We start from the raw sequence: 23,952 nt of genomic DNA, 5'->3' as shown, positions 1-23,952 counted from the left end.
TTCGTACGCAAGCGCCCGAAACCCTTCACAAAGGTGGTCATAGGCGAGGCACGTTTCCGATATCGGGAGCGGATATTCTGAATCGGGGTTCTGACACACGCAAACCCTTGGACAACCGTGGGAGGTTCTGTGGTGTGACAACCGACCGATTGTGACACCAGCTTATCGCTTCCTGCCGAACATTGGGATTTTGTATAGTTGCCCCAAGCTGCCGCCAACATGAGGCTGCTAACGTCATGGCATGACGCATATCCGATGCCTTCCAATCGCCACTTTGCCTCTGTTGGCAGTCCTGACGGGCTGCAGCAGTGATCCCGCTCCGCCCCCGGCTCCCCCCGCCAAAGCGGAGGCGGTCGCTCACGAAAGCGATCTGCTGAAGATCACCCTCACGACGCAAGCGCAACAGCGTCTCGGCATCCGAACGGTAAGGATTGGCGATGGTTCGGTCGCGCAAATCCGCGAGACGAGCGGCGAGGTCGTTGTCCCGGCAACCGGCGGGGCGGGTGTGCCAACGGGATCGACGAGCAACCTTGCTCAAATCGGGGTCAGTCAGGTTGCGGCCGAAGGCGAGGTCGCGCGGGCGCAAGCGCAAGTGCGGCTCGCCGTCATCGCCTATAACCGCGCCGACGCCTTGGTGCGCGAAGAAGCGGGCAGCGTGCGAGGACGCGACGAAGCCGCAGCGGCACTTGCCACCGCGCGTGCGGCACTGGATGCGGCACGCGCGCAACGCGCGCTGCTCGGTCCCTCGATCGCGTCGATGAGCAATCTTTCGACGCTGTGGGTGCGGGTGCCGGTGTTCGGCACCGACGTGAGCGCCATCGAACGCGGTCGCACGGCTACGATTCGCCCCCTCGGCGACGATCGCGCCGCTCCGCGCGCTGCGCGCCCGGTCCAAGCCCCGCCCTCGGCCAATGCGGTGACGGGCACCGTCGATCTGTTCTTCGCGCTCGATAATCGCGACCGTGCCTACCGCGTCGGCCAGCGCGTCTCCGTAGCGTTGCCGCTTGGCGGGAAGACGGATGGGCTGTCGGTCCCGACCGCGGCGATCGTCCGCGACATTTATGGCGGCGAATGGGTGTACCGGAAGACTGGACCCGACACCTATGTTCGCCAGCGGATCGAGGTCGCGAGCGTCGCGGATAGCCGTGCGCTGTTGTCGCGCGGCCTGGAGCGCGGTGCCGAAGTCGTGACGGACGGGGCGGCCGAGCTGTTCGGGACCGAGTTCGGGACGCCGCACTGATGCTTGCCTGGCTGGTCCGTGCCGCGCTGACCCAGCGCGTCCTCGTTCTCGCGCTCGCCGCGCTGCTGGTCGTTCTCGGACTGCGCGCGACCGGCGATGTGCCGCTCGACGTATTTCCCGAGTTCGCGCCGCCGATGGTGGAGATTCAAACCGAAGCTCCGGGTCTCTCCACCGAGGAAGTGGAAAGCCTGATTACCGTGCCGATCGAGACGGCGGTCAACGGCGTCCCCGATCTGATGACGCTGCGCTCCAAGTCGGTGCTCGGTCTATCGTCGGTATCGATCCTGTTCGCGTCCGGCACCGACGTGATCCGCGCGCGCCAGCTCGTGCAGGAACGGGTGACGCAGGTGCAGGCACGGTTGCCCACCGCCGCGCGTCCCCCAATGATGCTCCCGCCGCTGTCGTCGACCAGTCGGGCGATGAAGATCGGCATATCGTCGGCAAAGCTCGATCAGATGCAACTCTCCGAGCTGGCGCGCTGGACGATCCGGCCGCGCCTGATGGCGGTGCCAGGCGTCGCCAACGTCGCGATCTGGGGTCTCCGCGACCGCCAATTGCAGGTTCTGGTCGATCCCGACCGACTGCGCGCTGCTGGCGTGACGCTCGCCGAACTGCGCGCTGCGGCCGGCGACGCGGTTTTGGTCGGCGGGGGCGGCTTCGTCGATACGGCAACGCAGCGCCTCGCCGTGCAACAGACGAGCGCGATCCAGTCCTCGGCCGATCTCGCCCAGGCGGTCATCAAGCAAAGCGGGGAAGCATCGGTCCGCATCGGCGACGTCGCCCGCGTGGTCGACGGCTTCGCCGCGCCGATCGGCAATGCGATCATCGACGACGGCCCCGGCCTGATGCTGATCGTCGAGAAGCAACCGACCGGCAACACTCTCCAGCTTACCCGTGACGTGGAGGCCGCGATCGGTGAGCTTAAGCCGGGCCTGCGCGACGTGAAGGTCGATACGACGATCTTCCGCCCCGCGACCTTCATCGAGCGCTCGATCGACAATTTGACGCGCGCGCTTGCGATCGGCTGCCTGCTGGTCGCCGTCGTGCTGTTCGTCTTCACCCGCGATTGGCGACAGGCAACGATCAGCCTGGTCGCGATTCCGCTGTCGCTGCTCGGCGCGGGCCTGGTGCTGTTGTGGAGTGGCGCGACGATCAACACGATGGTGATCGCCGGGCTGGTGATCGCGCTGGGCGAAGTGGTCGATGACGCGATCATCGACGTGGAAAACATCGCGCGCCGGCTGCGGCTCAACCGCGAGGCAGGCAATCCGCGCTCCAACTTCGATGTCGTGCTGTCCGCCTCGCTGGAAGTGCGATCGGCGGTGGTGTTCGCGTCGCTGATCGTGATGCTGGTGTTCCTGCCGATCTTCTTCCTGGGCGGGGTTGCGGGCACATTCTTTCAGCCACTGGCTATCGCCTATGTGCTGGCCATCGCAGCGTCGTTGCTGGTCGCGCTGGTGGTGACGCCGGCGATGTGCCTATTCCTGCTCCCTAACGCGCCCCTCAAGGCAGAGCGTGACACCCGGCTCGTCGGGGCGCTCAAGCGCCGCTACGCCGGGGTGCTGCCGCGCATGGTGGCGCGACCGGCGCTGGCGATGGGGATCGTCGCGGGCGGCCTGCTGCTGGCAGGCGTCGGCTATGCCGGGTTCAAGGACCAGTTCCTGCCCGACTTTCGCGAAACCGACTTCCTGATGCACTTCGTCGAGAAGCCCGGCACGTCGATCGAGGCGATGGACCGCATCACGATCCGCGCCTCCAAGGAACTGCGCGCGATCCCCGGCGTGCGCAACTTCGGCGCGCATATCGGCCGTGCGGAAGCCGCGGACGAGGTGGTCGGCCCGAACTTCACCGAGCTATGGATCAGCCTGGACGAGAATGTCGACTATGACGCCAGCGTCGCGCGTATCAAGGAAGTGATCGACGGCTATCCCGGCCTCTACCGCGACGTGCTCACCTATTTGCGCGAGCGCATCAAGGAAGTGCTGAGCGGCGCAGGCGCGACCGTCGTCGTCCGCATCTTCGGTTCCGATCAGGTCGAGCTTCGCGCCACGGCTGAGCGGGTGCGGGCCAAGGTGGCGGCGATCGACGGGGTTGCGGATCTCAAGGTCGAGCAACAGGTGCTGGTGCCGCAAATTCAGGTCCGTCCCCGGCCCGGCGATCTCGCCACGCTGGGCCTCACCGCGGGCGAAGTACGGCGACAGGCGCAAACCTTGGTCGCGGGGCAGAAGGTCGGCGAAATCTACCGCGACCAGAAAGCGTTCGACGTGGCGCTGTGGGGCGAACCTAAGGTGCGCGGCGATGTCCATGCGCTTGCCGACATGATGATCCAGACGCCTGCGGGCGCGCCGGTGCGGCTGCGCGACGTGGCCGATACTCGCATCATGCCTGCCCCGAACGAGATCAAGCGCGAGAACGGTCAGCGCCGGATCGACGTCACGCTCAATGTCGCCGGTGCGGACCTCGGCACAGTCGCGCGCGCTGTCGAAATGGCTGTGGGTCAGGTGCCGTTCGCGACCGGATACCATCCCCAGGTGCTGGGCGAATATGCCGCGCTGCGCGATTCACGCCAGCGGCTTTGGACGACGGGGCTGCTGTGCCTGCTCGGCGTCCTGCTGCTGGTCTGGCTGGAGTTCCGCTCGGCACGGATCACCGCGCTGGTCGCGACCAGCCTGCCGTTCGCGCTGGTAGGCGGCGTCGTCGGCGTAGCGCTGACAGGCGGCGTGTTGTCGCTCGGTTCGCTGGTCGGGTTCGTCACCGTGATCGGTATCTCGGCGCGCAACGGCATCATGCTGTTGTCGCATTATGACCATCTCCGCCGGTTCGAGGGCGAAGCGTTCGGTACCCGCCTGATCCTGCGCGGCGCGGAGGAACGGTTGGTGCCGATCCTGATGACCGCGGCGTGCGCCGGCCTTGCGCTGCTGCCGCTGATCGTCGCCGGCAACGCGCCGGGCCATGAAATCGAGCATCCGATGGCGATCGTCATCCTGGGCGGACTTGTCTCCTCGACCGTGCTCAACCTGTTCCTGATGCCCGCGCTCTACGCGCGCTTCGGACGGGAAAAGCCCGCGCCTGATGCCCCGCTCGCCGGAGTCCCCGCATGATCCGCCGGTTTGCTCCGATCGCCGCGCTCGCGGTCGCGGGGTGCATGACTGCGCCTCTGCCCCCGCCGACGGTAGCACCCGCGACCGCCACGGGTGCTTTCGCAAGCCTCCCGACCGCGGCGATCGGCCCGGTCCCGAATGACTGGTGGCGGCTGTACGACGATCCGGCGCTCGACCGACTGGTCCAGGCAAGCCTTGCCGCCAATGCCGATCTGCGCGTCGCCTATGCCAATCTCGACGGCGCACGCGCGGCACTGCGGCAGGCGCGCGCCGTGCGGCTGCCGCAAACTACGATCGAGAGCGCGGGAACGATCGACAACAGCGCGACGCAGCCAAGCGCGTCATCGAACGTGCCGACCACCGATTACGATCTCGCCCTGACGGCAAGCTGGGATATTGACCTGTTCGGCCGCTTGCGCTCGGACGCGCTGGCGGCGGGAGCCGACGCTGACGCTCAGGCAGCGGCGCTAGACTCCCTGCGCGTGGCGGTCGTGGCCGATACGGTGCTCGCCTATGTCGATCTGTGCGGTGCGACCCGTGCGGCGAATGTCTCGCGCGAGATAGTCGCGGTTCAGGAACGCTCGGTTGGCGTGGTGCGCGACCAGCTTGCCGCTGGCGAAGTCTCGCCGCTCGAAGTCTCTCAAGCCGCCAGCCTGCTGGAATCCACCCGCGCGACGCTGGCCCCGTTCGAGGCGGCTCGCGCGAATGCCCTGTACCGGATCGCAACCTTGCAGGGTCGCACCCCCGCTGAAGCGCGCGGGTTCAACATCGTCTGCAATGCGCCCCCGAAGCTCCGCGCGGCGGTGCCCGTGGGCGACGGACAAGCTTTACTGCTGCGTCGCCCTGATATTCGCGAAGCCGAACGCCGCCTCGCCGCGGCCGCAGCGCGGATCCGGGTCGCCCGTGCCGATCTCTACCCGCGCGTGAACCTGGGGGGTGCGGTCGGGCTGCTGACGGGTGGCTTCGTCGCGACGGCTTCGCCGCTCATAAGCTGGGCCTTCCCCAATCAGGCCCCGGCGCGCGCACGACTGGAACAGGCCCGCACGACCGAACGCGCGGCGCTGGCCGGGTGGGACGTGGTGGTGCTGCGAGCCTTGCGGGAGGTCGAAACCGCGCTTGCCGCTTATGATGCCGAAGTGCGTCGCAATCGTGCGCTCGATGCCGCTCGCGTCCAATCCGCGCTCTACGCACGCCGTGCAGCCGCCCGCGTTCGGCTTGGGGATACCGCCTCCCTGATCCAGTTCGATGCCGAGCGCGCGCAGGCGCAAGCCGCGCTCGCCCAGGCACAGTCCGATCTCACCGTGGCGCAATCCCAGGTCGCGCTGTTCCGGGCGCTCGGTGGTGGATGGCAAACGAACGGCCCGGCGGGTTAGAAGGGCAGCCATGCGAATCCTGATCGTGGAAGATGATGACGAGACCAACCGCTTCGTGGCCCGCGGGCTTGCGGAGCTGGGCCATCATGTCGTCACGAGCACCGATGGTCGGGACGGACTGTTTCAGGCGACTGGCGACCAATTTGACGCGCTGATCGTCGATCGGATGCTGCCTGGTCTGGATGGCCTGTCGCTTATCAAGGCGCTGCGCGCGGCGGGTAACATGACGCCGGCTCTCATGCTCACTGCCGTGGGCGGCATCGCTGATCGCGTCGAAGGACTGGAAGGCGGAGCCGACGATTATCTCGTCAAGCCGTTCGCCTTTTCCGAGCTGGCCGCGCGCGTTCATGCGCTCGGGCGGCGTCCGGCTGCCCAGACCGAGGCGAGCGTGCTTGTCATCGGTGGGATCGAACTGGATTTTCATCGGCGCGTCGTTACCCGTGACGGTCGCCGGATCGTGCTGCAACCGCGCGAGTTCGCGTTGCTCGCCGAGCTGATGCGCAATCCTCGCCGGGTCATGACGCGCACGATGCTGCTGGAGCGGGTCTGGGATTTCGATTTCGATCCCAAGACGAACATCGTCGAGACGCACTTGAGCCGCCTGCGCTCCAAGCTCAACGTCGGGTTCGAAGATGATGCGATCGAGACCGTGCGCGGCGCTGGCTACATGATCCGCGGCGCGTGATGACCCGCCCGTGGCGATCCACCTTCGGGCTTGTCGCCCTCGTCGCGTCCCTCTTCGCGCTGGGGACGCTTATCATCGGGGTCGTCGCCTATGAGGTGACGCATGAAGCGCTCGAGATCCAGCTCGATCACCGGGTCGCGATCGAAACCCGCGCGCTGATCGACGAAGGCGATGACGGTCCTACGGGCGTTGCGACGGCAATCCGCCGGCGCGAGGCGGCGCGAAGCACCGCCAGTCTGGAGTACCTGCTGGTCGACCCAGTGGGTCGCCGCGTGGCGGGGTCGCTCGACGCGACCGCCCCGACCGCGCCGGGTTATCTGGAATTGCTGCATTACCGGCGGGACGGCGAACACCGGATCGCACAAGCCCTGACCACCCGATTGCCTGACAACAGCCGGTTGGTCGTCGCGGCCGATCGCGAAGTGATCGACGAGATGGATGCGACGCTGCTCAAGCTGTTCGCGGGCGCATTCAGCGTCATGCTGCTGCTCGGCATCGGCGGGGCCTGGCTGGTGGGTGCGGTGACACGCGCGCGCCTAGCGCACATCGACCGCACCGCCCTCGCGATCATCGACGGCGATCTGGCGCGACGTATGCCGCTCACCGGCGCGGGTGACGAGTTTGATCGCGTGTCGGCGACGCTCAACCGGATGCTCGACCGGATCGGCGGACTGATGGACAACCTGCGCCAGGTGTCGAGCGACGTAGCCCACGACCTGCGCACGCCGCTGACCCGCCTGCATAACCGGCTCGATGAAGCGCTATCGGCACGGGACGTGGACGAGAAACGCCAGGCGATCGAGGCCGCTGCCGCACAATCACGCGAACTGCTCGATATTTTCGGAGCATTGCTGCGCATCGCGGAGGTGGAAGCATTGTCACCTCGCACCCATTTTCAGGACGTGGCGCTGGATCAACTGGTTGAGGAACTGGTAGACACCTACCGCCCCGATATGGAAGCAAGCGGCCATCTGCTCGTCACAGCGATTGCACCCGCGATCCGGACGACGGGCGATCGACGGTTGCTGCAACAGCTTGTCACCAATCTCCTCGACAACGCGCTTCGCCACACCCCCCCTGGGACGACGGTTCGCGTCGAGCTGGAGCGTGATGACGCCGTTGCTCGCTTGACGGTCGCCGATGATGGACACGGAGTAGCACCCGAAGATGCGTCCCGGCTGTTTCAGCGGTTCGCGCGCGCGGAACGTAGCCGATCGTCGGAAGGTCATGGTCTGGGGCTTGCACTCGTCGCTGCGGTCGCGACCGCGCACAGGGGCGCGGTTTCGCTGCTCGCGCCGCCCGGATTTGGGGTTGTCGTTGAACTACCAGTTGGGAAAACATGATGACAATCGGCGACAGGCGCGAACTTCTGAGCAAGGTGCCGGCGATCACGCTGGGCTTCTGGATCATCAAGATTCTGGCGACGACGCTCGGCGAAACAGCCGGCGATACCGTCAGCATGTCGATGAACCTGGGCTATCTTGTCGGCACCGCGATTTTCCTGACGGCGTTGATCGCGCTGGTCTGGTGGCAGGTGGCGGCGACGCGCTTCCACCCCTTTCTCTATTGGTCGACGATCATCGCATCGACCACCGCGGGAACGACGATGGCGGATTTCGCCACACGGTCGTTGGGCATCGGTTATCCCGGAGGTTCGACCCTGCTGTTCGTATGCGTGCTGGCGTCCCTGTTCGCCTGGTATCGCACCCTGGGCTCGATCTCGGTCGATACCGTGCGGGAACCCAAGGCGGAGCTGTTCTACTGGCTCACCATCACCTTTTCGCAGACGCTCGGCACGGCGCTCGGCGACTGGACAGCGGACACCGGGGGCCTCGGCTATCTTGGTGCAGCGGCGATCTTCAGCGCGATGCTGGCGGTACTCGCCGGCCTCTACTTCTGGACGAAGGCAAGCCGGATATTCCTGTTCTGGGCAGCGTTCATCCTGACCCGGCCGCTCGGCGCGGCCGTAGGCGATTTCCTCGACAAGCCGATCGCAAAGGGCGGGCTCGATTTCAGCCGTCCGCTTGCTTCGGCAGTGCTCGCGGCGGCCATCCTGGCCCTTATCCTGATCCTGCCACAACGCGCAGGCCAACATCCTGGTGAGAACGGGGCCGGGTAAATTGAACCGGTTTCTCGCCACGACACCCGACCATTGAAAGACTGCCTGTGTTCGATCGCCTAATCGAGTTCCTTAACGAAGCCGGCTACCTTGGAATTGCCGCGCTGATGTTTCTTGAAAATGTGTTTCCGCCAATCCCCTCCGAAATCATTATGCCCGCTGCCGGTTTTGGCGCGGGGCAAGGGCGATTGAATCTGTTGGGCGTGATCATGGCCGGCGCGGGCGGCTCGGTCGCGGGCGCGCTGTTCTGGTACTATGTTGGAAAGTGGATTGATGCCGATCGGCTGCGGCGCTGGGCCGAACGGCACGGGCGCTGGCTGACGCTTGCACCACGGGATATCGACCGCGTAGACCGCTGGTTCGATCGACATTCCGGTAAAGCCGTGTTGCTCGGTCGGCTCGTCCCCGCGCTGCGAACGCTGATCTCGGTACCAGCAGGCGTGTTCGGTATGAGTCTACCGCGTTTTCTGCTGTTCACGACGCTTGGGACCGCGCTCTGGACGACACTGTTAGCAGTGGCCGGCTACCTTCTTGAAGGGCAATACCGGATCGTTGCCGCCTACCTGAATCCGACTACCAACATCATCGTCGGGCTGGTGGTCGCCGCATATCTTTATCGTGTGGCGACGTGGCGTGCCACCTAAAGTCAAAACCGAACGGTTGTGACACCGAGAAACGGCGGCTTTCGACCGTTCCGATCTTGGAAGCTGTCTGGCGGGAAAGTCCCAAGGTCCGGCCATTCCACCGGCCATGAAGGACCGTGCGCCGATTGTCGCTCCTAACCGAATGACGGCTCCTGTCCGATCCGGACACTCGCTACAACCTTGGTGAACGACTTGGCTTGGTCGACAACTGCCCCGAATACGGTTGCCGGTCGTACATATTGTTATCCGGTCACACTTGCTGCCTCTGCCTCCCATCTGCTTGCCACGTCTCGTGCTAACGCTCGCGATCACGTGCCTTACGGGCACCTCGGTCAATGTCAGGTCGTTGCACTACCTCGTCCTTCTCTTCCCGATCGCGACGATCCGCTGCTTGGTTACGATCGGCGATCATGATCTCCCGCGCCCGCGCCAGTCGCCGTGACACCGCCGCCGGCATATCGGCCACGAACCCTGCGATATCCTCGGCCAGCGCGCGATCCTCGGCCTTGCCTGTCGCCGCCAGCGCGGCCGCGGCATCTGCATAGGCCCCCCGGATCTGCTTCTGTCGGCCTAGCGCCAGCACATCCTCCGCCCGCCGCTCCGGATTCTGTGACCGTGCGAACGCCTGCGCCCGCTCCTCAATCAGCCGGTTGAGATCCAAGTCCCTCCCCTGCCCCGCTGTCCGGGCCTCCAGATGGTGCGCGGACGAACGCACCCGCTTCTGGACATGGCCACGCGCGCGGCGCGGCGTCGCTTCGGCGGCGATGCCGCGCTGTCGCAATTCATGGGCGAAGCTCTCGCGCCAGTGATGAAGGTCGGCCTTGCGCGGATTGAACCGCGTCCCGTCCGCACCCTGGGTCGCGACGGTCAGATGAACATGGGGGTGAGCGGTGTCGGTATGGAGCGCCACCATATAGCTGAACTGACCTTCGAACTCGACCCGCGCGAACGCCTGGACGGCATCATGAATCGTGGCGGCATCGGTCGTACCACCCGGCATCGACAAGACCATCGACATCGACGTCGGACGGTCCTTCCCATGCGCGTTCATCGCTTGGTCGAGCATGTCCCAGTCGGCGGCAATCGCCTTCAACTGCTTTTCATCGGTGATGATCTCGCCCTCGCTGCTACGGATTTCGAGCTTCCCGTGCCGCGAGATATAGCCGAAATGCTCGGCAAGATGCCTGGCGCCACGCTGTCTGCCGGAGATCTTGACCATGACCTCGGGGGCCTTGCGCACGATCCGCTCGAGCTTGGCCCGCGCCTCGGCAGGCGACAGCACCGGCGCGGCAATGCTCCCGCCCCTTCCCTTCCCACCCGAACGGATCCGTAGTGTCCCCCCACGCAGGCTGCGCTTGCCCCCGGTCGGCGGTCGCCAGGCTTCCATCAGACTGGGGAGCGGCAGGACGCCGTCGTCATCCTCATTCATCGGCGGTATCCCAATAGGCCATGTCACCCTTGAGCGCGCGGCCAAGCACGCGCAGCTGATCGGCCACCTCGTCCCGGAAGGACGCGACCCGCGCGGCCTCGCGCGCGAGGTCGAGACGCGAATCCACCATGGTCGCGGCATGCAGCGCATGGACCGCCTGGTTGAGATTGATGCCGATCCGGTTGAGTTCGCGCCAGGACTGCGCGATCACGACCCGGTCCGCGCGCGACGGCGGCGACGTCGCGTGCAACCGTCGGCGCAACAGCATCACCAGCCATTCGGTCCGTTTGAGGCCACGCGCATCCGCCGCCGCATCGAGCTGAACAATATCCTCGCGCAGGAGCCGAAGGTGCAGCCGGTCAGTCGTGCGCGTCCGAGGCGGTGCCGTCGCGGCCCCGGCGTCCTCAAGAGCAGCGTCGATCAGCTTGCGCAGGAGCGCTGAGCGACCGCCGGCCGCAGTCGCCTTAGCATCGAAGCGCCCCGCGAGATCATCGGGCAGACGGACGTTGAAGACGGCCATGTCCGCAAGACTATTGTCATACATTGACGGCGCCAAGCCTATCCGGCCCTCACCTAAAACCACTCATCTTAGAGTCTGCTTGAACAGACTCCCCCCTCTTCAAGCAACGTATCCAACTCGACCTGGCCTCGATGGGAAAAGAGAGTATCTCCGAGCGAACCAATTCCCTCCGCCTGCAAAAATGAAGACAGCCGCACCCCTGAAGAAAGGGGCACGACTGTCAAAATTGTCTGAAAAGCTCGATCGTTTCGACGCGGAGTGAGGGGTGAATGGGTGAGCGCCCCGCCCTGCCCCGCCAATGGTTTACTCCATGGCGATCTCGGCAACAGGCGCTTCGACCTCCTCGCCGTCGTCGAACGCCACCCGAACGCGCTCGGGCAGGATCAAACGTCCTGAGCGCCCACCCACCGTCACCCGAACCGCATCGAGCAGCCGAGGCTGCGACGGCACCTCCGTTTCGAACATCGACCGCAAACCGGCACCGGCACGAACCGGCCGGCTCGGTGCGGCGCGCGCGGCGCCCTGCCCGTCCGAGAGCGCGGACACATCGCGCAGACGGGCATCCGGCAGAGCCTCGGATGCCTTAAGACCCGCGATGAACCGGCCACCCTCGGCCAGGGTCACGCTTTCATCACCAAGCCGCTCAACATAGGCGCGCACCGCGTCGCCATGAGTACGGGCAGCCCGGTGGAGGTCGTAGAGCAACCGGATCGGCATCTGGTCGATCGCGGCCCGCAGCCAGGGCGCCATGTCGCCACAGGCGGCATAGAGCGATACGAACTGCTTCGATCGGCCAAGCGCGCGGGCGATCTCCGCCTGAGTGACGCCGGCACCCAGCATGCGTTCGATCCCGGTCGCCAGATCATGGGGGGTGAGGCCTGCGCGCTGGTCATTCTCGACGATCTGATCGGCGAGCGTGTCGGCGCGGTTCACCACCGCCATCACGATCGCCGGGATGGTCTCGCGCCCGGCAAGGCGCGATGCCCGAAAGCGCCGCTCGCCGACGCGGATGACGTGAAGACCGTCGCCATTTTTCGGGGCGACGATGATCGGCTGCAGGACGCCGCGCGCAGCAATCGAAGCCGCCAGGTCATCGAGCTCTTTCTCGTCAAACACGCGGCGCGGATTTTCGGGATCGGCCATGATCCAGTCGAGCGGCAGATCCTCGACGCGCCGCGCGCTGTCGTGGAGACCGACAAGCAGCCCGAACTCTTCGGCGCGCTGATCGAACTTGCCCATCACGCCGCACTCAAATGGCGGACGTCCATCCGGCGCACGATCTCCGCCAGGATCGGCCGAATTTCGTCAGCCGCCGCTTTTGCGCCGCTGCCGGTTTCACGCCAGACCGGATGATGCTGTTCGGCCGAATGCTTGTAGGTCGGCCGCGCCTTGATGAAGGCGGGAAACATCAGCTTCTCGCCAACGGCGCGGGCAAGCTTGACCGCATTGTCCATTTCGCGGCGGTCGAACGGATTGACCATCGAGGGCAACAGCCCGAGAAAATCGACCTTGCGCCCGCCTCTCGCCCCTTCAGCCTTTTTGAGCGCGGTGAGCAGCATCTTGGCGCATTCGATCGAATCCTCGGCGACTTGGACCGGCCCAATCACCGCGTCGGCCACCGCCATCGCGCTCAAGGTCAGCTCGTCCCATTTGGGACCGGTGTCGATGACGCAATGGTCGAAATGAGCACCAAGCGCAGGGAACCGGCCGAGGAAATCGCGGACATCCGCGGCCGCCTTGACCATCTGCAGGCGCTGATCGGCGGCGAAGACGGTGATGCCGGGCGCATCGGTAAGCTCGAGCCGCGCCTCGGGATCGAACAGGTCCGCCGAGAACCATCCAGTTCGCTCGCTGGCAAGCCGGCGTGTGGAACTGCCCTGCGGATCAAGGTCGAGAAAGGCGACGCGATTGCCGCCTTGCTCGGCCAGATACCAGGCGAGGTGCGTGGCGAGGAAGGTCTTGCCGACCCCGCCCTTCAGCAGGCTGACGACGATCGTCTTCATGGTCGCCGGACCCTCACGATTCATAGTCTTGGGGACCATCACGCAGATTGCACTCGTAATGGTCGCGCGACGACCAGTCGCCACCACCGCCGATGCCGGGTCCGACATAGCGGAACAGGTAAACGGTGATCGCGAAGCAGCAGAATGCGAACACGAACGCATGGTCTGGATGACGGGCAAAATAATCGGCCATAACGAGTCTCCTTGGCATGTTCCAGGGACACCGATCGGTCCCCTCACCGCGCAGCAAAACGCGGCCGCTCTCGCCGCGCAGCCTCCCCTCTCGTGCCGGGGAACAAGGTCCAATGGACGTCAGGCGGCACCGCCGACAGTCTGCTCAAGCAGACTTTTCGGCTATCCCCCCGGTCGGGGGGATGGCCGGGGTCACTCGCCAGAGATGGGAAATCTGGACAGGCCGGCACCGAGCGCAACCGGGTGGCGCAAGGCGATCCGCGCTCGCGGCACCGGCGAATCCTTTCCATAAAAAGGTGGCCCCGACAGAGTCGGGGCCATGATGGCTCAATATTCGTGGGTGAGAAGCAGCGTCAGGACGCGGATGGTGACATCGGGGTCTGCCGGATCAGGCGAACCGTACGTCAGCGCGCGATCATAATAGTCGATCTTCCAGTACAGGGCCTCGCCCGCGAACTCGAAGCGACCGAAATCACGCTCTCCATGCGGATCGACGTCGGGACCAAAGGCGTCATAGTCGCGCACCGTGCGCAGCAGTTCCGCGCGGCGCTGAAACCCGCGAAACAGGCTGGTGTCGCCGATCAGGTCGGCGACACCGGCGGTCATGACCACCTGGTTGACGCCCGGGCTATGGATGAATTGGCGCAGGGCATCATTGAGCCGCGCGATGGTCGCGATGCGCTGGTCTGCGGATAGAGCTTTGTCATTCTGGGGGTCGGCCATGACGTTCGACTTTCCAAGCTGTGTCAGACCCCGCCGATCGGGGCCTTCCGACAGGCGACCGGACCGCCGGGGCATAGCGCGCCCGCGCACCCGACAGGGTCGCAACGGATGTGGAGAAGCCCGGCACCGGGCTTGCGCTGGCAAGTGCCGCGGCGAGGACGCCAAGCCAGGAAGGGAACGTCGATGCGGCGGTCAGAGGGAATAAGGAACGGCATGGCCGACTTTTCAGACGTGCTGCTGGACGCGCGAGCGAGGGCTTCGCTATCCTTCCGATCATGACAGACACCGCCCGGATCATTGCCCTTTGGCCGCACTGGACATCGAGCGTCGGCGCGATGCATCGGCTGCAGATTCAGGTTCGTACCCAGTGCCGCCGCTGCGGCGCCCTGATGCGCGCCGACCTGGACGAACTGGTCGCCCGCTATGGCGGGAGTGCGTCGTTGATCGATCGCCAGGAGCGATGCCGCATGGTCGCGTGCGATGGCGCGACCTTCTACCTGGCCGCCCGGCGCTACGGTGGACCATGGCGCATTCTGGTCGATGATGCGGCGCTGCGCGACGGGCTGAGCCTATGCCCGCCAGCTCATCTTGCGCTTGGTCGACCAGCCCCTTTCAGCGACAACGCAGCGCCGCTCGTAACCGAGCGCTGTTGACAGTGCGACCACGGCAGGGATCGTTACCCGCATGGGCCGAGACCCGGCACGGGGCTCGGGGCGCAAGCCTAGAGCCCGGTCCGGTGCAACCGGAGCCGCCGACGTCCTTGCTTCATTTCCAATATGCGATGCGTGCTGCATCTATTTCACCAACTGGTGTCGCAGGTTTGCCAGAATTGAGCAGAGCTGTTGGCTTTTCCGCCGTATATCAGCGAGCATCTCAAGGCCTTCCGCTTCCTCGACCAGAAGCATGGTGCGTTCGGGCTGCCGCGCACGGATAGAGACCTGACGGTAAACCACGATCCACTTGTCCGTGCGCTCAACCGCAATCTTTGCCACTCCATGCGCCAGAAATGTTCGAAGGCGCTCATGGGCACGAAAAGCCTCAATCGCTTTGAACGCCGCTTTTCCCTCAGCGGCAAAGGCCCCTTCCGTACCAAGGACCGCCGCGATATCGTCGAACCGCTGCCCGGTCAGATGGCGCAGACGGACGGCCGCACCTTTCTCCGGCACCGTACTCAAGGATAGCAAGGTTTCGGTCACGCCAGCCTCGGCCGCGGAGAAACACTGCAGACAGGCCCCGCGCCATGCGTTCACATCATGGACCACCCGGCTCCACAATGCGTCATCACCTTGGGGTAGAATCTTTGTTTCGGCATTCATCCCAACTTTGTATCGCGCGCGTGTTGATAATCGGTTGCCCGAGAGCGCAAGCAGCGCGCGATGCCCGTTGATGTTGGACAGAGCCGGGAGCCCTGGGGCTCCCGGCAAGTGTCACGCGAAGGGATCATATTCGTTGATGACGACCACGTCGCCGTCAAAGTCGTCGGCGGTGATGACGGCGAACTGGTTGCCGATCCCGATGACCATCGTTACGATCATGAGGGTCTTGGAGAGGCCGAGCGCGTGTCTGCGGGCGATCTTGATGTCGGTGAACATGTCGAGGCTCCTTGAAAGCCGGCGGGTTCATCCCCGCTCGACTGGCGCCCGAAGTGTTCGGAGGGTGGCCGCGATCACTTTTTGCCGCAGGCCAAAAGCCGTAGCGAAGCGACCGGACCCTTTACGGGTTGATCGCATTAGGCCGCGCGCCGGACCAAGGATTGCGCCTCAAAGAGCGGGGTGGAACTGCTGGCCAGAAGAGGTCATGGCCCCACCGGACGGATATCACCGGTTGCTTGTGTTTGCCTCACGTGAGACATATATCTGTATCAGATGAGACAGGAGCAGCAGATGGCGAGCCAGCCCGTGACGATCGAGACCCTGCTTGGGGTTGCGCCCCGCAAGGGCGACACGCGCCTGGGGCTGAGCTATTCGATTCTCGAAGGCCTGCCGGTCGGCGCACTCGACCATCTCGCGGACACCGTCGCGCCCAATGACAGCCGCTTCAAGTTCCGCCTGATTTCCAAGGCGACGCTTGATCGCCGCAAGAAATCGGCGTCCAAGCGCCTGACCAGCGAGGAAGGCGACAAGCTGGCGCGGATCGCCAAGGTGTTCAGCTTCGCACTCGATATCTATAAGGATCCCGCCAAGGTCCGCGACTTTCTCGGCCGCGCGCACCCCATGCTCGACAACAAGCCGCCGCTCGACGTGGCGCTGGCGACGGGTCCGGGAGCCGATGTCGTCATCAACCTGCTGGGACGGGCGGCGTATGGCGGCGGGGCGTGAGCGCCCAGATCACCGATCGCGTGCTGACCTGTTTTCGGATCGGCGATCCCGATGGCGCTCATCCGATCTATGACAGCGAGGGCGCTCGGCTCTATCCGGGACGGTGGAACACCGCGGCCAGCCCGATCATCTACACGTCAGAACATTATTCGACGGCGATGCTCGAAAAGCTCGTCCATGCCAACACGGTGATTCCGCCCAACCAGCATTATATCCGCATCACGATTCCCAACGGCGTCAGCTACGAAGTCTTCCCCACCGCGAAATTCTCCGGGTGGGACGGCAAGCGCGAAGATATCTGCAAGGCCTTTGGCGAGGCGTGGTTCGCGGCGCAACGCTCGGCGCTGTTGCTGGTGCCTTCGATCCCGGCGCGGGTGGAACGCAACATCCTGATCAATCCAGCACATCCCGACGCGCAAACAATCAGCTTCGAGCTGCCCGAACCAATCTGGTGGGACGACCGGCTCTACGGCTGATCGCGAAGGGCTTGGCGATCAGCACGCTGTTGGGGTCGCTGGGCGATGTCCAGACATGGCTGGCGCCACCCAAGCAATAATGGATGGCTCGCTGGATCTCGACACTTGATAGATGTTCGTTCTTTGTTCTATTCTGCGGCCATGCTCCGAGTCGATGAAGACAGTCTGGCCCTCCACCTCGAGGTGTCGCTCGCCACGGCCGAACCGGCCCTCGTCACCGATATTGGGTGTGGCGATACCGTTGCACGACGCCGGGCAACGGCGGAGTTGGCGCGACACCTGGCAATGCGGTTGCGCTGCTACGACATCCTCGCCGACGAGCCCGCCACGAGGTCAGATACATTGCCGCTCTTCCCTGAAGCATGACGCACGCCACCTTCCGGATTGAGCGCTGATGCTGGCTGTATTTCTGCTGGCCGTCGCGGTCGTGCAGGACGGCCAGTCGTTCACCTGCACACCGATCAGGGTTTGGGACGGCGATGGCCCGATCTGGTGTCGCGAGGGACCACGGATCCGGCTCGCTGGGATAGCGGCGCGGGAGATCGATGGCTCGTGCCGCACGGGACACCCCTGCCCGCGCGCCAGCGGGATTGTCGCGCGCGACACGCTGGTGCGGTTGCTGGGCGGCGCGAAGGGGCGCAGCGCCACAGGCCATATCCTTGTCACAGGTCCGAGACTCCAATGCCGATCAACTGGCAATGCGAAAGGGGATCGGACGGGTGCCTGGTGCGCCGCGCCAGCGATCGGCGATGTCAGCTGCGCCATGATTGCGACCGGCACGGTGCTGCGATGGAGCCGCTATGCGGCGGGCCACTGCCGCTGAGAGGACGCTGAAGGGCAATTTCCTAGCCGCGCCCTTCCAGATCCATTTTCCGAACTTTCCTCGATCTCGAACCGGCTACAGGAAAAACACCAAAAGGCCCGGCGGCGTGAGCCGCCGGACCTTTGCCGGTCTCAGAAGGGAATTTCGTCGTCATCCACCGAGCTGTCATTGCCGCCCTGGTCGCCACTCGCGGGCTTGGCGCGGGTGAGGAAGGTCACCTCGTCGGCGATGATCTCGACGCCGTACCGCTCGATATTATCGTTGTCGGTCCAGCGGGTGTAGTGGATGCGACCGCGCACCATCACCTTCATCCCTTTGTCGACATATTGCTCGACGGTCTTGCCGACCCCGTTGAAGCAGGTGATCCGGTGCCATTCGGTATCTTCGATCCGGCGGCCATTGTCGTCCTTGACGACCTTGCCGTTGCTGTCCCGCTTGGGCCGCGAAGTCGCGAGGCTGAAGTGGGTGATCTTGGTGCCGCCCTGGGTGGTGCGGGCTTCCGGCGTGGCGCCGACATTGCCGGCGAGGATGACGAGGTTCTGCATGTCGAGGTTCCTTTTTTGGGTGCCAAAGGGACCGTCCCTTCGACTGACCCCCGAAAAAGGCGGGCATGGGCGGTGCTTCCACCGGAGCGCGCAAGCGGCGTAGGGGAACCCCGACACAAGGGGTGGTGCGGGCAGCCGTGGCACACGGCAACTCGGCCCGAAGGGGAGCGGGTTGGAAGCACCGAACGACCGACTTAGGGATCAGGTCAAAAAGAAGGGATGGTGGCTTTGGTTCTATAAACACAGGAACCGCTGCAGAAGCATTGCCCTATCACCGCAGCAATCTACGCCCGATAGCCCCACCACCGTTGGTCAGCCCCTTTTCCCAGTTCGACTTGTCGTTCGCAGCGCAGCAACGGCGGCCCCTACGACAAGAAGACATGATGGCCGTCCGGCGGGTTTAGTCGGAAAACCGTCTCTGGCTTCAATCGGGTTGGCAAATCCCTTTCGAGTGGTGCGCGCACGGATGATGTTGCGGGGCCGGTTACGCGATCTGCACCCGGATCACGGCAAGGAGACGGTCGACGCAGAGACAGGCGTCGGCCACATCGAAGGGTGACGCCCCGACCCGGAACAACGCGTCGATCTCGTGGTGACTATAGGCCGGCGAAAGGATCGCTGTGAGATCCGGCAATTCCAGAGGCAGGCCGGACAGGCCTGCTTCCGTCGCAAGCGCCAGGGCCTTTTCGAGATCATGCCGAATATGGACGCGGTTCCAGTCGTCGGCATAGCCCGCCTTCATCAGATAGGCTTTGAGGCTGAGTTCGATCGCGATGGCCAGCGAATGCGCAGCGCTTGCCGGAGCGATCCCGACGCTTGCCGACGCGCCGCGGGCAAAGCCCGTGGCATTCTCCATGAAAATGTCGATCAGCACCGGATCGACATTTCCGGCGAAACGCCGCGCAGCGTCATCGAGCGTGGCGGCCGATAGCCCGATCAGCCAGCGCGGTCCTCCGATATTGCGCAGATGGCGCAAATGCGCCGAACCGGGTTCATCGGCGTCGGTGCCGGCCGACCAGCGCAACAGCAACGCGGCCTTCCAGCAGCGCCCATGGCGCTGTCGGAACGCAAGCAGAGCGCGCAGTTCCTCATCATGCAAATCGCGCATCATCATCTCTCTCATTTGTGGCAAGGCGACGGCCGGCGCGGCGTGAGCAACGCGGATGGCTGGTGGACACTGAAATGGATCCACGCTGCGGACACGGCCGACGGATTCCGGCGCTATTCAGCCAAACCAACACGCCTCGGCACCCTCCCCTCTCGCTGGTGGGAATTCCGATGGGACAACCGTAAGCAGAGCCAAAAAAGGGCCGCCGGCAAACCGGCGGCCCGCGGCTTCAGCCCGCACCGCGACGAGCAGCTGAAGGAGGGCTTCCCAATGGGCCGCGACGATCAACGACCCGGAGTCCCCGAGCCTTGGCTTCGATGACAAGCCGCTCCGTCACGCCATTGCCCTGGAAGGCGATCACGAATCTCGGCTTGAGCGAGAGCATCTGCTCGTTGCGACGGAAGCCGGCGCGATCTCCGAGCTTGCGATCGAGACCGAACCGCACCTGCTGGATGCCATTCTGCTCGGCCCAGGACGCTGCAAGCCGTTCGATACCCTTCATATCGCCGCCGTGTACGAGATACATGTCGCCGACATGGGCGCGAACCTTGTTGAGGGTGGCCAGCAGGTTGTCGGCGAACGTCTTCATATCCAAGTCGTTGGCGAAGGTGAGGCGGCCACCGGCGAACACAACGGGCGTACCCTGCGCGGTGTTGGCGTTCAAAGCCCGCTCGCGGCGCGCCCGCAGGAAGGCGTGGCCGTCGACGATCCCGGCGGTGACACCGAGCGAAATGCGGTTGCCGGACGATGGCACCCACGATCTCCCGGTTTCCCGGATATAGTGCGCGGCGGCGACATCGCGCATGATTTCGAAGGCACCCGCGGATTCCTCGACCTTCTTCGCGAGATCGATCTTTTCCTCCAGATTGGCCGTGCTGATTTCGGAGCCGTCCTGTTCGGCGAGGAGCAAGCGAATGTCGTCGGTCAACCGGTCGACCAGCCCGTGTTTCTTGGCGGCGGCGCGGTGGAAGAGGTTCACCAGCCCCCAGCCCAGATCTTCGATGTCACGCTCGATCGACGTGTTGCTCATCGTTGTGAAGAGATCGCTCCAGATTGCGGTAACGGTCTGCTCCAGAGCCTCGGGTGGTGGCGGCGCCATGCCACTGAGGTCTTCAGCGCGGGGTTCGAGGTGCCCTAGCTCCAGTGCCGCGAGTGCGGCTGCAAGCGATGTGGACATGATAGCGAGCCTTTCTGTCTGTGCCGGCGGCCTCTCCGCCGGACGCGCATCCTCAGGGCGCTCGCAAAAGAGGGGCTGGCACCGAGGCACAGCCGAGGGAAACTCGCGAACAAGGGGTGGTGCAGGCAGCCGTGGCACACGGCAACTCGGCCCGCCGTTCGCGGGTTGCCAGCGCCTCGCGGGCGCCCATATGCAGCATCCTCTGGCGGGGAGGTGTCGTCACAGACCGGTTTTCGCTTTGTCCTCAGCCTGCGCCGTCGATCCGGAACGGGGGTATCTCCAATTCCGCCGCCGCTAGATGCGACAGCACCGCCGCGTAGCTGCCGAGACCGCGCACCGTTTCCGCCGAGATCAGGATCTCGTCATCGTCCGACGCGCTGAAACTCCGAACGGTCGTGCCGTCAAAGACCACCCGCTCCGGGCCGAACGCCCCAGGAGCACCGCCAGCCCAGCGGGCGAAAACAAGCGCATGATCGACACAGAAAGTCTCGATCGCCTCGAACCGGCCCCAGGCGACCTCATGGTCGGCCAGGTACAGGGGAACGCTCGTATCGAGATCGTCCGGGTCGAACGCGGTGCCCTCCCAATCCGTGAAGGCGCCGTCGCTCTCGACGGCAGCGCAAAAGCCGGGAAGGAGGTCAGGGGACAGCGATCCGCCAATGCGGATCGCGACAGAAGCGCGATCGGCCATGAGAGTCTCCGTAGCTAGTGAGGGGGGTCAGCCTGCGGACTGACCACGGTGGAATGCGTCGAGCCAGCGCGCCATCGACATGCGCTGCTCGACGGGCTTGCAGGCTTGCTCCGTCTAGAACGCGACCAGCGCGAGCGGTGCATCCGCCACGATCCGATCAACTTCGCTCGGCGAGAGAAGGCCGTGCTGACGGATATAGGCGGTGATATTGCCCGGTCTCGGTGTCGCCCCGCCTCGCCCGACAACGGGCTTGCGCCAGAGGCCATCGATCGTGCGCAAGCGAGGTTTTGCGCGAGCCTCCATCAGAACGATGGTGCGCAGTTCATCCTTAGAGAGCGCATCCGCTTCGTGCGGCCGCATCGCGGGACAGAAGAAACAGGAGGATTTGGGCGGTACAGGCAGGCCCGCACGCTCAATGCGTGCAATGCAATCCGCCCGGGTCCAGCCCAGTTCGCGAAGGGGATAACGATAGTCATAGCGTGGGTCGGCATATCCCTCGGCATGCGCGTAGCGACGCTGATCGGCACTGGAACAGTCATAGCCGATCAGTTTGACGACACGTCCGCCTTCTCCCCAGCACCGTATCGCGGGTGCCCATTGCGCCGTCCATTTGTCCTGCGGCGCTACCTTCCATTTGAGCGAGCAAGACCCCCGCCCAAATGCCTTGGACGGCAGGGTGGCGTTGGTCAGCATGTTGGTGCCCAAGCTATCATAGGGCGGCCAATGCTTGAAATTTCGTGGTTCGTAGCGGACGACATCGTGACGATCCATCCAACGACGAAAGACCGGGATGAAGGCGTAGGTATCGGTCTTCTCGGAACCGGTATCGGCGAACAACACCATATCGATCGGCTCGCCTCGTTCGACGAGCTCGATGATCATGGCGGTAGAATCGACGCCCGCGCCCCAGGCCGCGATCACCGGCGCGCGCTCAACCATCGGTCGTGTCCTTCGGGACAATGGCCGGGTTGATAAGCCGGTATGCGCGCGTCCTGAACTTTGCAATCTGGCACACGGCGCCGGTTATGGGATCGCGAAATAGCGGGGCCTTGCCCTTCGGATTGGCAATGACCGTGAAGCGGGCGCGATCCTCGCCGTCATTGAAACGGATGGACTCGTCGAAGACGATGGTCTGTCCCGGCTTCGGGACTGGCTTCGCGCGTTCTAGCTTGCGGCGAACCAGGTTGGCACGGCAGCGCGCGCGCCATTCGGAGGCGTAGGCGCTGTCGGTCTCGGTCAATTCATCGAGAATTGCAGCAGGGCAGTCGCTTTCGCACTGCCCCATCGTTTCCGTCATGTCTTTGTAGCCGAACGTGCAGCCATCGCGCGCGCCAGTGCTTTGTCTGGTCAGGCACACGACAGCGAAGACGGCCCGAGCGCCGGATGCCTCGATCCGTTCGCACGCCGCGTAATAGGTCGAACCGACCATCGAAGACGCGAGAACCGTGAGACGATGGTCTGCGTGCGCATAGGTGAACTGGTTGTCGAGATAGGAGCGCGGAGTGGCGTAGCCACCCATATCGCGCATGAAGAGCCAACCCATGAGAGATCTCCTGCTATTGCGGGGTTCAGGCGGCAGCCGCGAAACGCACCGCGCCGATATCGCCGAGCATGCTGGCAAGCCGGCGCTGGAACGCGGCCACGTCGAGTAACTCGGTGATCGGCGCGCGGTGGGCCTTGCCGATCTCCTGCCCGTCGCGACAGCGACTGATCGATACCTCGCAGTCCGGAAGAAAGCCGCGCGGGACCACGCGAACGGCGAGATCCGCGTGGCGCAGCTCCGTCGTGCCGTCTTCGTGGTCGGCACCCATGATGGTGTTGATACGGGCGTCGTTCGCGTCGAGGCCGATTGCCGTCACGAGACGTGTAAGCGCGCGGCGCGCCTGATAGTGGAAGGTCCGTTTGGCGTGGTAGTTTCCGCCGACGCTCTGTCCAGCAATGTCGAGTAGCGCTGGTGCGGCGTCGACCGCCAGGCGATCTGCTTCGCAACGAAGGCGAAGGGCGGCCGCGCTGGGCGCATCGCGTCCGGCAACGTCTGCCAGATGGCGGATGAGGAGAAGGGTTGCCGCGTCGCTGGCGACTAGCTTGCCAGCACGCTGACAGTCGTCGACGGCGGCGTTGAGGGCGTGGAGTGCCGCCGGCAGATGGTCCAGACCGGCGGGGGAAAGGGCCTGATTGTGTCGGTAGAGCGTATCGTAAAACATGGGAGCCTCCTTCTGAGCGCTCTGACGCGCTCAAACGGCCGAAGGCGTCCTCTCCTCCCCCCTCCTTGCGGCGGCGGAACGCTAGGGCGAACCGGCGGGAGGCGCCGGGGTCGGGGCAGGCGATCGCCGCGATCATGCTGCTTCACGAATCTGTTCCTGGGCTTCGTCCGAGGTGGCGAGGCCAGTTGCGCGGAGCAGAAAGGCGGCCGCCGCTTCGGCTTTTGCCGCAGCCGTCATGATGGCGCGGGAATCCTTGCGCAGCACCGCGAGCCACGAACCGATATACGCTGCATGGTCGTCGATATGGGCGGTCGGGAGGCCAAGATCCGCGCCGAGCAGGGCGGATGTCATCTCGGCGCAAAGCTCTTCGAACGCATAGGCGTTGTCGCCAAATTTCCTGCCGAACTCTCGATTGAGCCGGTCAGGATGGCCGGTCCAATGCCCTGCCTCATGGTAGGTCCCATCCATAACGTGTCCTTTCTGTCCTCTTCTGCCAATCAAGCAGGACACATGATCCGAGCCCCCTCTTCTCTGCCGGACAGGGAGGGCCCGAGGGCCCTCCCTGTCCGGTCGCAATCGTG

Annotated in this window: 27 protein-coding genes and 1 pseudogene; 12 read left to right on the top strand and 16 right to left on the bottom strand. The window is 64.6% G+C overall.

Annotated features, from left to right (window positions below):
* Positions 1-283 precede the first annotated feature (283 nt).
* From QMG56_RS19960 to QMG56_RS19930, 7 genes are read left to right on the top strand one after another with little or no spacing between them, the layout of a single operon-like run.
* A complete protein-coding gene (locus tag QMG56_RS19960; RefSeq protein ID WP_183956175.1) occupies positions 284-1,240 on the top strand; it encodes an efflux RND transporter periplasmic adaptor subunit in 957 nt (318 codons plus the stop codon).
* Positions 1,240-4,341 (top strand): efflux RND transporter permease subunit, encoded by a 3,102-nt coding sequence (locus tag QMG56_RS19955; RefSeq protein WP_281824375.1) that lies wholly within the window; start codon positions 1,240-1,242, stop codon positions 4,339-4,341. The genes QMG56_RS19960 and QMG56_RS19955 overlap by 1 nt, the downstream gene beginning before the upstream one ends.
* Positions 4,338-5,714 (top strand): efflux transporter outer membrane subunit, encoded by a 1,377-nt coding sequence (locus tag QMG56_RS19950; RefSeq protein ID WP_281824374.1) that lies wholly within the window; start codon positions 4,338-4,340, stop codon positions 5,712-5,714. The genes QMG56_RS19955 and QMG56_RS19950 overlap by 4 nt, the downstream gene beginning before the upstream one ends.
* A gap of 10 nt (positions 5,715-5,724) precedes the next feature.
* Positions 5,725-6,399 carry a response regulator transcription factor gene (locus tag QMG56_RS19945; RefSeq protein WP_281824373.1) on the top strand — a complete coding sequence of 225 codons (675 nt, stop codon included), beginning with the start codon at positions 5,725-5,727 and terminating at the stop codon, positions 6,397-6,399.
* Positions 6,399-7,742, top strand: a complete 1,344-nt coding sequence (locus tag QMG56_RS19940) for a HAMP domain-containing sensor histidine kinase (RefSeq protein ID WP_281824394.1) — start codon at positions 6,399-6,401, stop codon at positions 7,740-7,742. Before QMG56_RS19945 ends, QMG56_RS19940 begins: the two co-directional genes overlap by 1 nt.
* On the top strand, positions 7,739-8,518 hold the full coding sequence (locus QMG56_RS19935) for a hypothetical protein (protein ID WP_281824372.1): 780 nt from the start codon (positions 7,739-7,741) through the stop codon (positions 8,516-8,518). Before QMG56_RS19940 ends, QMG56_RS19935 begins: the two co-directional genes overlap by 4 nt.
* A gap of 47 nt (positions 8,519-8,565) precedes the next feature.
* On the top strand, positions 8,566-9,162 hold the full coding sequence (locus QMG56_RS19930; RefSeq protein ID WP_281824371.1) for a DedA family protein: 597 nt from the start codon (positions 8,566-8,568) through the stop codon (positions 9,160-9,162).
* A 295-nt stretch (positions 9,163-9,457) separates the two neighbouring features.
* Here QMG56_RS19930 and QMG56_RS19925 read toward each other — a convergent pair whose 3' ends face one another.
* The 6 genes from QMG56_RS19925 to QMG56_RS19900 form a co-directional block, all read right to left on the bottom strand.
* Positions 9,458-10,591, bottom strand: a complete 1,134-nt coding sequence (locus tag QMG56_RS19925; protein ID WP_281824370.1) for a relaxase/mobilization nuclease domain-containing protein — start codon at positions 10,589-10,591, stop codon at positions 9,458-9,460.
* Positions 10,584-11,135 carry a hypothetical protein gene (locus QMG56_RS19920; RefSeq protein ID WP_281824369.1) on the bottom strand — a complete coding sequence of 184 codons (552 nt, stop codon included), beginning with the start codon at positions 11,133-11,135 and terminating at the stop codon, positions 10,584-10,586. Before QMG56_RS19920 ends, QMG56_RS19925 begins: the two co-directional genes overlap by 8 nt.
* A 279-nt stretch (positions 11,136-11,414) precedes the next feature.
* On the bottom strand, positions 11,415-12,350 hold the full coding sequence (locus QMG56_RS19915) for a ParB/RepB/Spo0J family partition protein (protein ID WP_183956167.1): 936 nt from the start codon (positions 12,348-12,350) through the stop codon (positions 11,415-11,417).
* The gene (locus QMG56_RS19910) at positions 12,350-13,114 is read right to left on the bottom strand and encodes a ParA family protein (RefSeq protein ID WP_183956226.1); all 765 of its coding nucleotides are present in this window, start codon (positions 13,112-13,114) and stop codon (positions 12,350-12,352) included. Before QMG56_RS19910 ends, QMG56_RS19915 begins: the two co-directional genes overlap by 1 nt.
* Positions 13,115-13,127: 13 nt before the next feature.
* On the bottom strand, positions 13,128-13,307 hold the full coding sequence (locus QMG56_RS19905; RefSeq protein ID WP_281824368.1) for a hypothetical protein: 180 nt from the start codon (positions 13,305-13,307) through the stop codon (positions 13,128-13,130).
* Between the two features lie 326 nt (positions 13,308-13,633).
* Complete coding sequence (locus QMG56_RS19900; protein ID WP_281824393.1) at positions 13,634-14,029, bottom strand: DUF3768 domain-containing protein; 396 nt, start codon at positions 14,027-14,029, stop codon at positions 13,634-13,636.
* 275 nt (positions 14,030-14,304) lie between these two features.
* Here QMG56_RS19900 and QMG56_RS19895 point away from each other — a divergent pair, with 275 nt between their 5' ends.
* On the top strand, positions 14,305-14,682 hold the full coding sequence (locus tag QMG56_RS19895; protein WP_281824367.1) for a hypothetical protein: 378 nt from the start codon (positions 14,305-14,307) through the stop codon (positions 14,680-14,682).
* A 141-nt stretch (positions 14,683-14,823) separates the two neighbouring features.
* On the opposite strand, the gene QMG56_RS19890 is transcribed toward QMG56_RS19895, so the two are convergent.
* Together QMG56_RS19890 and QMG56_RS19885 are read right to left on the bottom strand one after the other, a co-directional pair.
* Positions 14,824-15,345, bottom strand: a complete 522-nt coding sequence (locus tag QMG56_RS19890; RefSeq protein WP_281824366.1) for a hypothetical protein — start codon at positions 15,343-15,345, stop codon at positions 14,824-14,826.
* Positions 15,346-15,456: 111 nt separating this feature from the next.
* Complete coding sequence (locus tag QMG56_RS19885; protein WP_183956164.1) at positions 15,457-15,621, bottom strand: hypothetical protein; 165 nt, start codon at positions 15,619-15,621, stop codon at positions 15,457-15,459.
* 291 nt (positions 15,622-15,912) lie between these two features.
* Here QMG56_RS19885 and QMG56_RS19880 point away from each other — a divergent pair, with 291 nt between their 5' ends.
* The 4 genes from QMG56_RS19880 to QMG56_RS19865 all read left to right on the top strand — a co-directional run bounded on the left by QMG56_RS19880 (position 15,913) and on the right by QMG56_RS19865 (position 17,646).
* Complete coding sequence (locus QMG56_RS19880) at positions 15,913-16,347, top strand: antitoxin Xre-like helix-turn-helix domain-containing protein (RefSeq protein WP_066609069.1); 435 nt, start codon at positions 15,913-15,915, stop codon at positions 16,345-16,347.
* Positions 16,344-16,823 (top strand): RES family NAD+ phosphorylase, encoded by a 480-nt coding sequence (locus QMG56_RS19875; RefSeq protein WP_281824365.1) that lies wholly within the window; start codon positions 16,344-16,346, stop codon positions 16,821-16,823. Before QMG56_RS19880 ends, QMG56_RS19875 begins: the two co-directional genes overlap by 4 nt.
* Before the next feature lie 141 nt (positions 16,824-16,964).
* Positions 16,965-17,189, top strand: a complete 225-nt coding sequence (locus tag QMG56_RS19870; protein WP_092959851.1) for a hypothetical protein — start codon at positions 16,965-16,967, stop codon at positions 17,187-17,189.
* 28 nt (positions 17,190-17,217) lie between these two features.
* On the top strand, positions 17,218-17,646 hold the full coding sequence (locus QMG56_RS19865) for a thermonuclease family protein (RefSeq protein ID WP_281824364.1): 429 nt from the start codon (positions 17,218-17,220) through the stop codon (positions 17,644-17,646).
* Between the two features lie 131 nt (positions 17,647-17,777).
* Here the strand turns inward: QMG56_RS19865 and QMG56_RS19860 are convergent, their stop codons facing one another.
* From QMG56_RS19860 to QMG56_RS19825, 8 genes and pseudogenes are all read right to left on the bottom strand, one after another.
* On the bottom strand, positions 17,778-18,191 hold the full coding sequence (locus QMG56_RS19860; protein WP_092959855.1) for a single-stranded DNA-binding protein: 414 nt from the start codon (positions 18,189-18,191) through the stop codon (positions 17,778-17,780).
* A gap of 484 nt (positions 18,192-18,675) precedes the next feature.
* A complete protein-coding gene (locus QMG56_RS19855; RefSeq protein WP_281824363.1) occupies positions 18,676-19,305 on the bottom strand; it encodes a hypothetical protein in 630 nt (209 codons plus the stop codon).
* A gap of 223 nt (positions 19,306-19,528) precedes the next feature.
* Positions 19,529-20,476, bottom strand: a complete 948-nt coding sequence (locus tag QMG56_RS19850; RefSeq protein WP_281824362.1) for a DUF2493 domain-containing protein — start codon at positions 20,474-20,476, stop codon at positions 19,529-19,531.
* A 244-nt stretch (positions 20,477-20,720) separates the two neighbouring features.
* A complete protein-coding gene (locus QMG56_RS19845; RefSeq protein ID WP_281824361.1) occupies positions 20,721-21,167 on the bottom strand; it encodes a hypothetical protein in 447 nt (148 codons plus the stop codon).
* Positions 21,168-21,281: 114 nt separating this feature from the next.
* Entirely contained in the window at positions 21,282-22,106 is an 825-nt protein-coding gene (locus QMG56_RS19840; RefSeq protein ID WP_309298591.1) for a hypothetical protein, read from the bottom strand.
* Positions 22,099-22,710 (bottom strand): DUF6927 domain-containing protein, encoded by a 612-nt coding sequence (locus QMG56_RS19835; RefSeq protein ID WP_281824360.1) that lies wholly within the window; start codon positions 22,708-22,710, stop codon positions 22,099-22,101. The genes QMG56_RS19840 and QMG56_RS19835 overlap by 8 nt, the downstream gene beginning before the upstream one ends.
* A 25-nt stretch (positions 22,711-22,735) precedes the next feature.
* Positions 22,736-23,371: a hypothetical protein gene (locus QMG56_RS19830; RefSeq protein WP_281824359.1), complete on the bottom strand. Its 636-nt coding sequence runs from the start codon at positions 23,369-23,371 to the stop codon at positions 22,736-22,738.
* A 132-nt stretch (positions 23,372-23,503) separates the two neighbouring features.
* Positions 23,504-23,824, bottom strand: a pseudogene (locus QMG56_RS19825) (zincin-like metallopeptidase domain-containing protein); the annotation flags it as partial.
* Positions 23,825-23,952 lie beyond the last annotated feature (128 nt).

The organism is Sphingobium sp. BS19 (assembly GCF_027925545.1).
Classification (GTDB): Bacteria; Pseudomonadota; Alphaproteobacteria; order Sphingomonadales; family Sphingomonadaceae; genus Sphingobium.
The sequence above is the reverse complement of the archived record's forward strand: the minus strand, read 5'-3'. Positions and strand labels throughout refer to the sequence as shown.